The following is a 14,481-nucleotide window of genomic DNA, read 5'->3' as shown; positions in this document are numbered from 1 at the left end:
GCGTTTCATGGCTAAGAAGTTGGTGGCCGTGGTCAAGTTGGCCATTCAGGCGGGCAAGGCCACCCCCGCTCCCCCCATTGGCCCAGCCTTGGGTCAACACGGGGTCAACATCATGGCCTTTTGTAAGGAGTACAACGCCAAGACGGCGGATCAGGCCGGGATGGTGGTGCCTGTTGAAATCTCCATCTTCGAGGATCGCAGCTTTACCTTCGTCCTCAAGACGCCGCCGGCTTCGGTGTTGATCAAGAAGGCTCTGGGCATTGAGTCTGGCTCCAGCGAGCCCCACAAAACCAAGGTGGGATCCCTGACCCGAGCTCAACTGCGCCAGATCGCCGAGCAGAAGCTGCCGGATTTGAATGCCCACGATGTGGAGGCGGCCATGAAAATTATTGCCGGAACTGCTCGCAGCATGGGGGTGACGGTGGTGGATTGATGGAGGGATCCCTTGCCCTATCTGAGGTGTTCACGGTCTTGAAAAAGTTGTTCTAGCAAACCACTGTGGGGGAGAGAAGTTCTCGCCAGTACCCCGAGGAGAAACGATGGCTCGAAAGCTTTCCAAACGTATGCAGGCTTTGCGGGAGAAGGTGAAGCCCATTGCCTATGCTCCCGAAGCCGCTTTGGCCCTGATGAAAGAGACGGCCACCGCCAAATTTGAGGAGGCGGCAGAGGTTCACATCCGCCTGGGGATTGACCCCAAGTACGCCGACCAACAACTGCGCACCACTGTAGTCTTGCCCAGGGGCACCGGCCAAGAGATCCGGGTGGCGGTGATTGCCCGTGGCGAGAAAGTGGTGGAGGCCCAAAATGCAGGGGCGGATCGGGTTGGCTATGAAGACCTGATCGAGGAAATCAGCAAGGGCATGATGGATTTTGACCTTCTGATCGCCACCCCCGATGTGATGCCCCAAGTGGCCAAGCTGGGGCGGCTGTTGGGGCCGCGCGGCCTCATGCCCTCTCCCAAGGGGGGAACGGTAACCATGGATCTGGCCCAAGCGATTAAGGAGTTCAAGGCCGGCAAGCTGGAGTACCGGGCGGATCGCACCGGCATTGTGCATTTGATCTTCGGCAAGTGCAAGTTCCCCGTCGAAGCTCTGCTGGAGAACCTAAAGGCAGTGCAGGAGTCCATCGATCGCAACCGTCCCTCTGGAGCCAAGGGCAAGTATTGGCGAACCCTACACGTTTCTGCTACAATGGGGCCCTCTATTGAGGTTGATATCAATGCCCTGCGGGAGCTGAAGTTGGCGACCTAAGCCTGGCTTCGGCGCTGCGATGGGTTGAAAAGGGTTTGAGTGAGTGTAATTTGGAGGAGGATCCCGGCAGAACATCTTTCCCCAGTCGAATAGCAAGCCGAAGACAGCAGGTGCCCGCGGGCTTAATGTCCTGCCGAGGTTTGAGCGAAGTTCAAAGGGATCCCTTCTTGGATCGCTTTTGATGGTGCGCTTATCTCCATGCGTCTCGGCCACGGCTGGGGCGCATTCTGTTTGGTAGAACCCAGATTCACCACCCGTTCAACCCTGGGTGACCATTGACAACAAAGGAGGTGAGCGCATGGGCAAGCAACCTTTAGCGAAGAAAGCGGAGATCGTCGATAAAGTCCGATCCCTGCTGCAGGCCAGCCAAATGGTGCTGGTGATCGACTACAAGGGGCTGACCGTTGCGGAGATGGACCAACTGCGGGCAGAGCTGCGCAAGTCGGATTCGGTTTGCATGGTTGTTAAGAATACCCTGATGCGGCGAGCCATCGCCGACCAAAAAGCTTGGGCAGGGATCATTCCCTTTTTGGCGGGGCCGACGGCCTTTATCTTGATTCGGGGCGATATTTCAGCCGCCCTGAAGGCGTATCAAGATTTTGCCAAGCAAACCAAGAAAACCGAGTTCCGCGGTGCTGGCATTGAAGGGCTATCCCTGACCTTGGAGCAGGCCAAGGCCATCGCCGAGCTACCGCCCAAGGAAGTGCTCATGGCCCAAGTGGCGGGCAGCCTCAAGTCGGTGGCCACCGGCCTGGCGGTCGGGCTCAATGCTGTGCCCACGCAAGTGGCGCGCGGTATCCACGAGATCCCAGCCTCTCTGGGGCGGGCCATCCGGGCCATTGCCGACAAGGAGGCTGCCTAAAGGGCTTCGGTTCATCAGCCCAAACCTATGTCATCCATTCCATTACCCCTTAAGGAGAAACCATCATGCCTTCAGAGCGCGTTGCAAAGATTTTGGAAGAGTTGAAAGCCTTGAGCTTGCTGGAAGCTTCCGAGCTGGTGAAAGCCATCGAGGAAACCTTTGGCGTCAGTGCAGCAGCCCCAGCCGGCGGCATGGTCATGGCAGCTCCTGTGGCAGCGGCTGCGGCAGCTCCGGCGGCAGCCCCTGAGCCGGTGGAAGAGCAAACTGCCTTTGATGTCATCCTCGAGGCTGTGCCAGCCGACAAGAAGATCGCCATCCTCAAGGTGGTGCGCGAGTTGACCGGCTTGGGTCTGAAGGATGCCAAAGATCTGGTCGAGGCGGCTCCCAAACCCGTCAAAGAAGGGGTTGCCAAAGAGGAAGCCAACGACATCAAGAAGAAGCTGGAAGAAGCCGGCGCTACCGTCAAGATCAAGTAGTTCAAGTTACGGGGAAAGCGCTTCTTTCTGGTCTAACGAGAAATCCAATCGAGACACTCAAACCCAAGAAGGGGGGCTGCTTCGGCCCCTCTTTTGGGTCTGCCCGACCATTGGCGTGAGTTCAGGATCCCTGCTCCGCCGCGCTTCCACCTCTCCGTGAGCTTTCAAGAGGGCAGCCAGCTTGCGACGCATGACGATGCTGGGTTTATCGGTAAACATGTGCTGCTCCGCCTTGATATCGAGGGGAACGTCATAGTCGGTGCTTTCCAGAACCCGTTGATCCTCAAGGGTCACCTGCCGATCGAAGGCGATGATACTCTCAGCTAGAAATCGCAGGAGCCCCGCACTGTACCCGTAGGGTCAGTGTCGGGAGGAATGCGGAAGTTATGATAGAACCATGACCCAAGTCCTGACCGTATCCTGCAAGCTCAAGGCGTCCCAGTCGCAAGCCGCCAAATTGGACGCGACTTTGGAGGCTTTTGGCCAAGCCTTGAACTGGGTCAACCAAAACACACCCGAGAAAGTCGCCAACGCCGTTAAGCTCCAGTCTCTGTGCTACCGCGAAATCCGTGCCCGGTTCGGCTTGTCCAGTAACTTGGCTCAGCAGGTCTGCAGACGGCTGGCCGGCGCCCGTAAAGTTGCCCAACAGAAAAACCGCCCCGTCAAAGCGTTCAAAGGGGGCTTCGCTACCTACGACGCTCGTATCTTTTCGTTCCGCGAGAAAGACTGGACGGTGTCGCTGACCACGGTGGAGGGTCGGGAGCGCTTTGAGCTGGCGATTGGCCGCTACCAGAGAGAACGGCTGGCGGGCTCCAATCCCAAATCGGCCACTCTGGTCAAGCGTAAAGACGGCTCCTACTCCATTCAAATCTGTGTAGAAGCGGAGCCATCCCCACCGCAACGCACGGGCAGAGTGCTGGGGGTGGACTTGGGAAGGACAGATATTGCCCATACGTCAGAGGGGGATAACTGGAATGGACAGCAGTTGAACAGAGTCCGAGACCACTACTCCCGGTTGAGGGCGGCACTCCAACGCAAAGCCAGTAAGGGCACACGCAGTTCGCGGCGCAGATGCAGAGAACTGTTGCAACGGCTGTCTGGCAAGGAGAGACGTTTTCAGGCGTGGGTCAATCATCGCATCTCCAAAGCTATTGTCTCTAGGGCAAAAGCTACCAACAGCGCTATCGCCCTGGAAGACCTGACAGGGATCCGGAAAAGAGTCAATCAACAGCCGCGCAGCAAAGCCGAGCGGCGCAGGGCCAACAGTTGGGCGTTCTACCAACTACGCCAGTTTCTGGAATACAAGGCGAGGGTTGCAGGGGTTTCTCTGATTCCTGTGCCGCCTGCTTACACGTCGCAGACCTGTCACCGGTGCTTACACATCCACCCTGAGCAGGGCAAGTCCTACCGCAGTGGCAAGTCGTTCAAGTGTGGGCACTGTGGATGGGAAGGGGATGCGGATTTGAATGGTGCGAATGTGATTGCGCTCTTGGGGGCTGTCGTAAACCAGCCTAGAGGTTCGGGCCTGTTTTGTTCTCTGGTAGGGCAGAGCAGGCTCAGGGCTACTGAAAGCCCGCTCCGTACCGCTTTAGCGGTCGGAGTCGGGTAGTTTACCACTCACCTCTGCTTCTGAATCGTTGCGCAAACAGAATTGCACCACCTGCGAGGTTTGGTCGTCGATGGGGGTAGCCGCTGTGAAAATGATGTGGATGAGGCCGTTGGGGTAGGTGATTTTGAGCTTGCGACCAAAAGGCATAAACCAGGTGCCCTCCAGGATACGCACTGTGCGATCCTCTGACATCCGCAAGTTTTGCTTCTGCAAGTCACTGTTGAACACCGGCAAAACAGAGGTGGCCCGAAGGCCATATTCCAGTTCTTCAAGGCTGTCCAGATCTGGGGGTACAGGCTCGGAGATCACCCCAAAGCTCTGGTGATGGACGAAGTGGAGATGGGCATTGTCAAAGGAGTTTTCCATCAGGCGCAGGCCGGCGCATTTCCAGACCTCATAGAACTGATGAATTTGGCGAAACCGGGAATCCGCCACCTCTGGGATCTCGGGAATATCGGTCAAGGGATCCGCCAATGCCACCCAAACATAGCCATAGCGCTCTTGGCAGCGAAACCCCTCCACCTTGTAGGTAGGGGGGATGAAGTTGTCTGTAAGTTGGGGCACCTTCACACAGGTGCCGGAGCCGTCAAACTCCCAGCCGTGATAGGGGCAGCGGATGTGGCCATTGCAAACAACCCCTTTGGAAAGTTGGGCCGAGCGATGGCAGCAACGATCCAAGACGGCGCAAGGCTGCCCTGACTCATTGAGCCAAAGCACCAGAGGAGTCTTCAGCAGCGTGAAAGCTTGTGGGCCGGTTTCCAGGGCCGACATCGGGATCACGGGGTACCAAAACCGCCTCAGGACAGGTTGCTGGGTAACAAGCATAAACCCGCTCCACAAGCTCTAGTTCGGAGAATCATGAGCTGGCTTTTCGTGAGCCTAGGTGGCTCAAAGCACCGCCCCCCGTGAAAAAGATAGGCGTTGAAATGGCAGAAGTCCGTATAAGCCAACACAGCTTTGCCCTGGGCGCGTTTGTGCATCGATGGCTACCCCCCTGCCCGGGGATGGGCTATTGATCGAAGGAAGCAGAGAAGCGTCGGTGGGCTTCTGTTGGCATGTGGCTGTGAGGAAAGGTGGAAAGGTGCAAAACGAATTGAACCCCGCTCGAGATCCTTGTAGCGCAGGGATCCCGGCCCAACCTACTGCAGAGTCCACCTCCCCCAAACCAGAACCGGCTGCTGAGAGCCGGCCAAACCAACTGACGGATCCAGATCCTCGCCTCAGCTGTTCTCAACAAAAACGAGAGCAGGAACGCCGCTCCTTACCTTGGCGTCTGGGGCTGGCCAACGTGCTCTCGGCAGGGTTGCATTTCATCGCGATGAGCTGGGTGGGTTGGCAGCCTAGGATCCGGGAAGAGGAGGAGATAATCTCCTTTCAGTGGGTGGAGATGGCGGATGAGCCGCCCCCAGAGCCGCAGTGGATTGCGCCCGTCTCCGCCCGTGAGTCCGGTGTCTCTGAACCTCGGGATCACGTATCGGTGCGGCAGTCGCAAGTGCCCAGCCCAAGTGAAGAGGCCACTTCTGCGGCGGCACAGCCTTTGGTTGCCTCAGCCGCAGGGAGTCCTGTCCCTGGGATCCTCCCCCCATCCCCAAGGGAGCTTGAGATGCCCCAACCCAACCGCGACTCTGCCTCTCCTCAGCAGCAGCCAAAGGCCAGGTTAGAAAATCTGTCAGCGGGTTTAGCAGCTCTGGAGCAGGCAGTTGCCGATCACAATTGGGCGGAGGCGCTACATCTGACGGAAGAATGGCTGGATCACTGGCCTCTGTCCTCTCCACAGCGCCAGCAACTGCAGGACTATCGTCAGCATCTGCAAAGCCTACTGGCTACCTCCTCGGCAGCAGCAGTGGAGACCAAATCGGCTCAGATCTCTCCTGCTCAATCCCTCAAGCCTCAACCCGAAAGAGCAGCAAGTTCTCCTGAGGTTTTGCCACAACCCTACCTGTCGGCTCCAGCGGATCCGCATCCAACTTTGCCCTCTCCAGAGCCGATCGCAGCCCCGTTGGAAGAGCCTTCTCCCACCTTGCCCCCGACTTTTCCTACCGGATCCCACAGCTCCAGCCTTGGTCGCACCAGTGGGATAGAGTCCTCGCGGGCAGGCCCACCCAGCCTAAATGCCACCGCCGATCCGGATTGGGGAGACTACTTGGCTCAATTCCAAGAAAGGGTTCGCCAACACTGGATGGTACGGCGGGCATCCGGCTCCTACGTAACAGTGGTGCAGGTGCGTCTGGATCGACAGGGATCCCTGCGGGAACTGCGCCTGCAAACCCCCTCAGAAGATCCCCTGTTGGATGCAGCCGTGCTCAGTGCCATCCAGCGCTCAGCCCCCTTTGCTCCTTTGCCCGAGAGCTATGTTGGCGAAGAACTGATGCTGGAAATTAACGTGTTGAGCGGATCCCTGCAGGCTGGCTCAACCCAGAATCCGAGAAACTAACGTCAGAACCTCAGGCAAGGCCACAAGCCCTGTTCAGAGGGGTTCAGATTTCCGAGTGTCGGCAATGGCCTAGGCCATAGATTTGCGGCGGTTGCGCCGGACGGCTACCGCTTTGCGCTTGCGCTTTTCTAGGTTGGTTTCAAAGTGCCGATGGTTGCGCAAATCCCGCAAAATGCCCGCCTTAGAAACCTGACGCTTGAAGCGACGCAGCGCAGATTCGATCCCTTCGTTTTCGCCAATCGTCACTTGGGTCATAGGAAAGACATCTCCTCCGTCAATCAAATGGGTTTGGTTACAACAGGGATCCCTATCGTGACATACTCCCGACTCCGACTGCTGGCGGTACGGAGCGGGCTTCTCGCTTCATTGGGGAGCTAGTGCAAGAACCCTCCACGAGCAGACACGGGATGCCCCACCGCGTAGCTGTACCAGATTCCGGCAATGCCGTTTTGCACAGCCAGGTTGATTATAGAACAGGGGATGTCCGCCTTTCATTCCGACCCTCGTCCTACGGACAGAGGGCGGGGCTTCAAGGACTCCGTCCCGCTAGCGCGAACGGCGGCCTAGCTAAACGATCGCCACACCACTGCTTGCTGCCACAGTTCGTGTTCACTGCGCCCGGCTGCCAAAGTTGAGCCCCGCAACCACCTCACCTTCCCTCAAATTGACAACGAATGAAGCAGTTGTCCCGGTGGGGGGTGGAGGGGAGGGTGGTGCTGGAGTTGGGCTGGGGGCACTGCCGATTACCGATTGCACAAAACCGGCGAAGCTAGACACCCGCGTATACACCCCATAGAAATTGGGCTGGGCGCAGCCTCTGCCAAAACTGGTGATCCCGGCCAGGGCAAAACCCCTGCCGCTGGACACAATCAAAGGCCCACCACTATCGCCCTGACACGTATCGACTCCCCCCTGAGGAAAGCCGGCGCAGAGCATGGTATCTAAAATGGTGCCATTGTAGGATTGGGGCGCATTGCACACCGCATTGGAGACGATGGGAACGGTGGCCTGCTGCAAATCTCGGGGAAAGCCGCTGGGTTCTTGATCCGGGGCGCTGGGGAAGGTGGCTCCCCAGCCGAGGATGGTGGCGGCAGTGCCAGGGGCCGTCAGGTTGGTTTGGTTGGGCTGCACCAGCGGCAGGGTAGGCAGGGCCACTGGCCGAGAGAGGCGCACCAGGGCAATGTCGTTCCCCCCAAGTTTCCCCACCTGGGGGTTGTAGCCGGGGTTGAGGACAATTTGCGCGGCGCGAATTCGCTGGCCAGCGCCCAATTGCAGACGGGTGGTTCCCAACAACAGATCCAGGTTGCGTGCATTCACATCCTGCTGGCCTTGATCGTTGAAAAAACAATGGGCAGCGGTGAGCACCCACTCCGGGGCAATTAGAGATCCCCCGCAAAACTGCGCTCGAGAGGGATCCGGCTCAGCCGCCCTCAGCAAAGCCACCATCCAGGGAAAGGCCCCTTCGGGAGCAGGACTGCCGCCCACAATCCGCTCCAGCCCCAAGCCTGAGCGCGGCGTGGTGAACACTCGCCCCGGGGGCAAAAGGGCAGTGACGCGGTAGGTGCCAGGGGGCAAGTTGGAGAAGCGAAAGTTACCGCTGGCATCGCTGACGGTGCTGGGCTCCCCCGGGTCGAGGCGGCCATTGCCGTTTAAGTCCAAAAAGGTGGCGATGCCCGGCAGCCCCGGCTCCCCCGGATCCCGCAGCCCATTGCCGTTGAGATCGTCGAAATGGGATCCCTCAATTCGTCCTGTGGGAGGAGCTGAGACTGGGGGAAGCGGGCGACTGGAACCCCCGCCGCCACAGGCGCTTATGCTCAGGGCCAGACACAACCCCAGCGGAATAGACCAAGAGCGAGCCAAGCCCAAGGAGGAATGGGATCGCGAGAGATGAGGCATGGTCAGATTCTCCAAAGCCAGCCGGTTATGCCAGCCAAGGATATCCTACCGGCGAAGCCTAAAGATTGCGCAACCGGGAGAACTTCTCCCCGCGGCCGGCTCTCCCGAGTTGCCCCAAGACCCCAATGCCCACTTTTGCCTCTTGCCGCCCGTGCACCTGGGCAGTAAAACCAGGGTGGGAGGGTGTGTGGCAGATGAATATCGCGGTCTTGGGGTTCAAAGGGGGCGTGGGCAAAACCACCACAGCGGTGCATTTGGCCCTCTACCTTCAGCAAAAACAAGGGGCAGCTCCTGCGGGTGGGTCGGGGATGGCCCTGTTGATCGACGCCGATCCCAATCGCTCGGCCTCTCGCTGGGCAGAACGGGGATCATCCTTTCCTATCAAGGTATTGGCCGGGGATCCCACCACTCCCACGCCCACAGGCTTTCAGCACACGGTGATCGACACCCCTGCCCGTCCCACCCCGGAACAGTTACACGCTCTGGCGCAGCGGTGTGATCTGCTGCTTTTGCCCTGTTCCCCGGATGCCTTGGCTCTAGATGCCTTGATGCTGACCGCCAAGGCCCTAGACCGGTTGGGGGCAAAGCACTACAAGGTCTTGCTGACGCTGGTTCCCCCCTGGCCCAACCGAGATGGAGCGGAGGCCCGCAACTTTCTCAAGCAAGTCGGGATTCCTCTCTGCCACCATTCCATTCGCCGCACGGTGGCTTTTCAACGGGCTGCTCTGGAGGGGGTCTGTGTTCACGAGATCCCAGAGCCGAGAGCCAAACAAGCTTGGTCAGACTACGTTGCTGTGGGGGAGGAAATCTCGTCATGAGCAAGTTTGAGCGCCTTCTCGACCGGCAGCCAGAGGGGATCCCGGCCCGACCCGCCCCGAAAAAGCTGAGCGCCCAAGCCTACAAGATTCCAGAACCCAAGCCGACCCTCGAGCAACCGGAAGCAGGCGCCAAGCCCAACAGCTCTGAGTACGTCAAATTGACGGCCTACATCCCCAAAGAGACCCACCGAACCGTGAAGCGCCTTCTGTTGGAGTCGGATCAAGATCTCTCAGAGTTAGTCGAGACGCTGCTCAGCCAGTGGCTGCGTTCTCAGTCGGGAAAGGTTTGAAACCAAAATCTGGGGAAGGGGGGCATCGCGGACCCCACAGCCGCATAGGATCCCGCTGTCGGGGATCGGAGGGAGCACACAGATTCCAGTTGAGAGCCAGATAGGAATAAGATGAAGGGGCGTGAGGCAGGGATCCCCGAACGCGAGGTGGGGCCGTTCGCAATAGCGGGACGGAGTCCTTGGGCAAGTTGCGCGAGGGGAAGTCTGCGTTGGGAGGACGTCACGCTCTTTCAGGGGTAAAGGGATCCTTTATGCAAGCCATCACCTTGCTCGGCTCCACCGGCTCGATTGGCACCCAAACTCTGGACTTGGTGGCCCAGTATCCAGAGCGTTTTCAGGTTGTTGGCCTGACCAGCTACAGCAACGTTGCCCTCTTGGCCGAGCAGGTGCGGCGGTTTCGGCCCCAGATGGTTGCCATTGGCCGGGAGGAGCTGCTGCCGGAGCTGCGGTCGCTGCTGACGGGGATCCGACCGCTGCCGGAGTTGGTGGCCGGAACGGAGGGGCTGTGTCAGGTGGCGGCTCACCCGGCGGCCCAGCGGGTGGTGACGGGGATCGTCGGCTGCGCCGGTTTGTTGCCAACCCTGGCGGCCATCCGTGCCGGCAAAGACATTGCCCTGGCCAACAAAGAAACCCTGGTGGCAGGGGGGCCGGTGGTGCTGCCCTTGGTGCGGCAGTACGGGGTGAACCTGATCCCCGTCGACTCTGAGCATTCGGCCATTTTCCAGTGTTTACAGGGGGTGCCCGCGGGATCCCTGCGAAGAATCCTGTTGACTGCCTCGGGTGGCGCCTTTCGGGATTGGCCTGCCGAAAAATTGGATCAGGTCACTCTGGCCGATGCCCTCAAGCATCCCAATTGGGTGATGGGGCGCAAAATCACCATCGACTCGGCTACCCTAATGAACAAGGGCCTGGAGGTGATCGAGGCCCACTGGCTCTTCGGCCTGGACTACGACCACATCGACATCCTCATCCACCCGCAGAGCATTGTCCACTCCCTGATCGAGCTGGCCGATACCTCGGTTCTGGCCCAGTTGGGCTGGCCGGACATGCACCTGCCCATCCTCTACGGCCTCAGTTGGCCGGAACGCCTGGCCACCCCCTGGGATCCCCTCGATTTGGTCAAGCTGGGATCCCTCACCTTTAAGGCTCCGGATCACCGCAAGTACCCCTGCATGGAGTTGGCCTATGCCGCTGGACGGAGGGGGGGAACGCTGCCGGCAGTGTTGAATGCGGCCAACGAAGCGGCGGTGGCCCTGTTCTTGCAGGAGCGCATCCGTTTTTTGGATATTCCCCGTCTCTTGGAGCGGGTTTGTGAGCGGCATCAAGTCATTGCCGATCCCAGCCTGGAGGACATTTTGCAGGCAGATGCCTGGGCACGGCGGGAAACGGCGCAACTGGCCCAGCAAGCCCCGGCTCAGGTTCTGGTCTGATCCCTACCGGGGGGATCCGGCTGAACGCTAGAGTGGAAGAGGATGCAGGGAGCAAGTGAGTGACCGGATCCCATCTCCGACAATTGGCCCATTATCTGCGCCCCTATCGACGACAGGTGGGGTTGGGCATTGGATCCCTGCTCTTGGTCAATGGCCTGGGGGTGTTCCTGCCCTGGTACGTCAAGCTGGTCATCGATGACCTGAGCCAGAACCTGGCCACTTTGTCGGACCGGCGCATTGCCCTTTACGCCTTGACGGTGCTGGTCGTCTCCAGCCTGATGATGGGCATTCGCATTGCCTCGCGGGTGTGGATGTTTGGGGTGGGACGGCAGGTGGAGTTTCACCTCAAGCAAGCCATCTTCGAGCATTTGCTCACCCTGCAGCCTTCCTACTTTGCCCAGCAGACCATCGGGGACATTCTCACCTGCATCACCAGCGATGTGGAAAACATCCGCCGCCTGTTGGGGTTCGCCCTACTCAATTTGGCCAACACGATCTTTGCCTATGCCACCACCTTGCCCGCCATGTTTGGCATCGAGCCCCGTCTGAGCACCTTGGCGCTGTCGGTGTTTCCGGTGATGTTGGTGCTGGTGAAGTTGAGCAGCAACCGCCTGCAGCAGGAGCAGCTCCAGGTGCAGCAGGAGTTGGCGGATCTGAGCGATCTCATTCAAGAGGACCTGAACGGCATTGCCCTGATCAAGGTGTACAGCCAGGAACAGCACGAGCAGCGGGAGTTTCGCCGCCAGAACCAGCGGCTGCTGCAGGCCAATTTGCGCTTGGCCCTCACTCGCAACTTGCTTTTCCCTTCTTTGGTGGCGCTGGTCAGCCTCAGTTTGTTGCTACTGCTGGCGGTGGGGGGGGCGCAGATTGCGGCAGGGACGCTGACCATCGGGGATTTTTCGGCCCTCACCCTCTACGTGGAACGGTTGGTATTTCCCACCGCCCTGCTGGGCTTCACCATCACGGCCTACCAGCGGGGGCAGGTCAGCTTGGAGCGGATCGATGCTCTGTTGGGGGTAGAACCCACCATCCGAGACGCCCCAGGCGCTTTGCCGTTGTCTCTGGAGAGGGTGCAGGGTCGCCTCGAGGCCAGAGGTCTCGCGTTTGCCTTCGCCGGCCCTGCGGCAGCTCCGGCTCTAGAGGATTTGCACTTTTGCATAGAACCGGGCCAGATGGTGGCGGTGGTGGGGCCGATTGGGGCGGGCAAGTCCACTCTGGCCAATGCCCTTCTTCGGCTGCTGGAGATCCAGCCGGGGCAACTGTTTTTGGATGGGCAGGATATCACCCAGATTCAACTGGGATCCCTGCGCCGGGCCATTGCCTATGTGCCCCAGGAGAGCTTCCTGTTCAGCGCCACGGTCCGGGATAACATTCGCTACGGCAAGCCGGATGCCGAAGATTGGGAGGTGGAATGGGCTGCCAAAGCCGCCCACATCCACGCCGAGATCCTCAACTTTCCCAAGGGCTACGACACTCTGGTGGGAGAGCGGGGCATTACCCTCTCCGGTGGCCAGCGACAGCGGGTGGCCTTGGCTCGGGCTTTACTGGTGGATGCTCCCATCTTGATCCTGGATGACTCTCTCTCCAGCGTGGACAATCAGACGGCTCAGGCCATTCTTCGCCATCTGCGTCGGGTCACGGCCCAGAAAACGGTGATCTTCATCACCCATCGCCTTACGGCTGCGGTGGAGGCCGATCAGATTTGGGTGATGGACCAGGGCCGCCTTGTGCAGAAGGGATCCCATGCCGAATTGCTGGCGGACGAGAAGGGCCTCTACGCTTCTCTGTGGGCCAAGCAAAAGCTGGAGGAAGCCCTGGCCTAATTTGACGGCGGCAATCCCTGGCCGCTACCCTAACCGGCAAAGCTGTGGGGAGTGGCAACGATGGAAACTGCTGGGATCACTTTGTCCAAATTGCTCCACCAAGCTGGGATCCAGCCTCAATTGGCCCAGGGATCCCTGGAGGGGGTGCAGGTCTGGGGCCTCTGTGCCGACTCTCGCCAGGTACAGCCGGGGGATCTCTTCTTGGGGATGCCGGGATCCCGCGTGGATGGAGGTAGCTTCGTGGCCCAAGCCCTGGCGGCAGGGGCAGTGGCCGCCCTGATCTCCCAGGAGGCGTGGGAGAGCGTCAGCGGAGAGGCTGGATGGGGAAGTCAGCCCGTCCTGGTTTTGCCTCGCGCCAGCCTGAACAGGGCCGTGGCCCAGGTGGCGGCAGCTTTCTATGGGTTTCCCGCCCGCCAACTGACCTTGGTGGGGGTGACGGGCACCAATGGCAAAACCACCACCACCCACTTAATCGAACATTTGGTGCAAGCTGCCGGCCGCTCCGCGGCTTTGCTGGGCACTCTGTACAACCGCTGGCCTGGCTATAGCGAAGTGGCCTCCCACACCACCCTTTTTCCGCCTGAACTGCAGCGCAGCCTCAGGGAAGCCCAGAGAGCCGGGGCGGAGGTGGCGGTGATGGAGGTGAGCTCCCATGCTCTCGCTCAAGATCGGGTGTGGGGATGTTCCTTTGCCGCTGCCGTCTGGACCAACCTTACCCAGGATCACCTGGATTTCCACGGCAGCATGGAGAACTACTGGCAGGCCAAGGCCACCCTCTTCCGACAGGAGTATCTCCAAGGGCGGGCGGTGATCAACGCCGACGATGCTGGGGGACGGCGGCTCTTGCAAGCCATTCGGCCCGATCTGCAGCCCTGGGCCTACTCGCTGCAGCCCCTGCAGGGGATCCCCGGCCTCTGGCCCAGCAACGTTCAATTGCACCCCAGCGGCTTACAGGCGACGCTCCACACCCCCTCTGGCGCCTTTGCCGTGGCAGCCCCCCTGGTGGGATCCTTCAACCTGGCCAACCTGCTGGCGGCGGTGGGGGTAGCCCTGCACTTGGGGATCCCTGTCGAGATCATCCAGTCGGCCCTGCCCCACTTTCCGGGCGTACCGGGGCGGATGGAGCGGGTGACCCTGCCGGGGCAGGATATCGCGGTGATTGTGGACTATGCCCACACCCCCGACGGGCTGGAAAACCTGCTCAAGGCCCTGCGCTCCCAGGTGCAAGGTCAGCTTATCTGTGTCTTTGGCTGTGGGGGGGATCGGGATCGGGGCAAACGACCGCAGATGGGCCGCATTGCCGCCACCTGGGCCGATCAGGTGATCGTTACCTCCGACAACCCCCGCACCGAAGATCCCCAGCAGATCCTACGGGATATTCTGGCCGGGATCCCTGGATCCCCCTGGGCGGTGGAGGTGGATCGGCGCCAAGCCATCCGCCTGGCCATCCTAGAGGCCCAGCCGGGCGATACGGTGGTGATTGCCGGCAAAGGCCACGAGGACTACCAGATCCTGGGCACCGAGAAGATTCACTTCGACGACCGGGAAGAAGCCCGCGCCGCCCTGGCCCTGAGGGAAAAAAGCCGGGGGTGA

14 protein-coding genes, 1 pseudogene and 1 other annotated feature are annotated in these 14,481 nt (G+C 60.0%); of the genes and pseudogenes, 11 read left to right on the top strand and 4 right to left on the bottom strand.

Translation table 11 applies throughout. The annotated features are described in order from the left end of the window. Positions 1–7: 7 nt before the first annotated feature. From rplK to rplL, 4 genes are all read left to right on the top strand, one after another. On the top strand, positions 8–433 hold the full coding sequence (gene rplK, locus ACVWY9_RS07520) for a 50S ribosomal protein L11 (protein WP_011432849.1): 426 nt from the start codon (positions 8–10) through the stop codon (positions 431–433). A 106-nt stretch (positions 434–539) separates the two neighbouring features. Then, a complete protein-coding gene (gene rplA / locus ACVWY9_RS07515; RefSeq protein WP_011432850.1) occupies positions 540–1,250 on the top strand; it encodes a 50S ribosomal protein L1 in 711 nt (236 codons plus the stop codon). A gap of 79 nt (positions 1,251–1,329) precedes the next feature. Continuing rightward, positions 1,330–1,489 (top strand) — a sequence feature (ribosomal protein L10 leader region). 59 nt (positions 1,490–1,548) lie between these two features. Further along, on the top strand, positions 1,549–2,112 hold the full coding sequence (gene rplJ / locus ACVWY9_RS07510) for a 50S ribosomal protein L10 (RefSeq protein ID WP_011432851.1): 564 nt from the start codon (positions 1,549–1,551) through the stop codon (positions 2,110–2,112). Between the two features lie 65 nt (positions 2,113–2,177). Continuing rightward, positions 2,178–2,588, top strand: a complete 411-nt coding sequence (gene rplL / locus ACVWY9_RS07505; protein ID WP_011432852.1) for a 50S ribosomal protein L7/L12 — start codon at positions 2,178–2,180, stop codon at positions 2,586–2,588. Positions 2,589–2,645: 57 nt separating this feature from the next. On the opposite strand, the pseudogene ACVWY9_RS07500 reads toward rplL, so the two are convergent. Then, a pseudogene (locus tag ACVWY9_RS07500) lies at positions 2,646–2,912 on the bottom strand (hypothetical protein); the annotation flags it as partial. Between the two features lie 73 nt (positions 2,913–2,985). Between ACVWY9_RS07500 and ACVWY9_RS07495 the strand changes: the two are divergent. Next, complete coding sequence (locus ACVWY9_RS07495; RefSeq protein WP_457387957.1) at positions 2,986–4,197, top strand: RNA-guided endonuclease InsQ/TnpB family protein; 1,212 nt, start codon at positions 2,986–2,988, stop codon at positions 4,195–4,197. On the opposite strand, the gene ACVWY9_RS07490 is transcribed toward ACVWY9_RS07495, so the two are convergent. Next, positions 4,177–5,022, bottom strand: a complete 846-nt coding sequence (locus tag ACVWY9_RS07490; protein WP_011432855.1) for an aromatic ring-hydroxylating oxygenase subunit alpha — start codon at positions 5,020–5,022, stop codon at positions 4,177–4,179. The two genes, ACVWY9_RS07495 and ACVWY9_RS07490, sit on opposite strands and share 21 nt — an antisense overlap. Before the next feature lie 256 nt (positions 5,023–5,278). Here ACVWY9_RS07490 and ACVWY9_RS07485 point away from each other — a divergent pair, with 256 nt between their 5' ends. Beyond that, on the top strand, positions 5,279–6,631 hold the full coding sequence (locus ACVWY9_RS07485; protein ID WP_457387956.1) for a TonB family protein: 1,353 nt from the start codon (positions 5,279–5,281) through the stop codon (positions 6,629–6,631). Between the two features lie 69 nt (positions 6,632–6,700). On the opposite strand, the gene rpsU is transcribed toward ACVWY9_RS07485, so the two are convergent. Both rpsU and ACVWY9_RS07475 read right to left on the bottom strand, forming a co-directional pair. Then, on the bottom strand, positions 6,701–6,886 hold the full coding sequence (gene rpsU / locus ACVWY9_RS07480) for a 30S ribosomal protein S21 (RefSeq protein ID WP_011432857.1): 186 nt from the start codon (positions 6,884–6,886) through the stop codon (positions 6,701–6,703). 354 nt (positions 6,887–7,240) lie between these two features. Next, entirely contained in the window at positions 7,241–8,527 is a 1,287-nt protein-coding gene (locus tag ACVWY9_RS07475) for a trypsin-like serine protease (protein WP_011432858.1), read from the bottom strand. A gap of 194 nt (positions 8,528–8,721) precedes the next feature. Between ACVWY9_RS07475 and ACVWY9_RS07470 the strand changes: the two genes are divergently transcribed. The 5 genes from ACVWY9_RS07470 (at position 8,722) to ACVWY9_RS07450 (ending at position 14,481) form a co-directional block, all read left to right on the top strand. Then, complete coding sequence (locus ACVWY9_RS07470) at positions 8,722–9,345, top strand: ParA family protein (protein WP_041436401.1); 624 nt, start codon at positions 8,722–8,724, stop codon at positions 9,343–9,345. Beyond that, positions 9,342–9,635, top strand: coding sequence for a hypothetical protein (locus ACVWY9_RS07465; protein ID WP_457387955.1), 294 nt, complete (start codon positions 9,342–9,344; stop codon positions 9,633–9,635). The genes ACVWY9_RS07470 and ACVWY9_RS07465 overlap by 4 nt, the downstream gene beginning before the upstream one ends. A 251-nt stretch (positions 9,636–9,886) precedes the next feature. Further along, complete coding sequence (locus ACVWY9_RS07460; RefSeq protein WP_414329119.1) at positions 9,887–11,065, top strand: 1-deoxy-D-xylulose-5-phosphate reductoisomerase; 1,179 nt, start codon at positions 9,887–9,889, stop codon at positions 11,063–11,065. Between the two features lie 59 nt (positions 11,066–11,124). Then, the gene (locus ACVWY9_RS07455; protein WP_457387954.1) at positions 11,125–12,888 is read left to right on the top strand and encodes an ABC transporter ATP-binding protein; all 1,764 of its coding nucleotides are present in this window, start codon (positions 11,125–11,127) and stop codon (positions 12,886–12,888) included. Between the two features lie 60 nt (positions 12,889–12,948). Beyond that, positions 12,949–14,481, top strand: a complete 1,533-nt coding sequence (locus tag ACVWY9_RS07450) for a UDP-N-acetylmuramoyl-L-alanyl-D-glutamate--2,6-diaminopimelate ligase (RefSeq protein WP_457387953.1) — start codon at positions 12,949–12,951, stop codon at positions 14,479–14,481.

Source organism: Thermostichus sp. OS-CIW-31, assembly GCF_054060305.1.
This window is presented reverse-complemented; position numbering and strand designations above follow the sequence as displayed.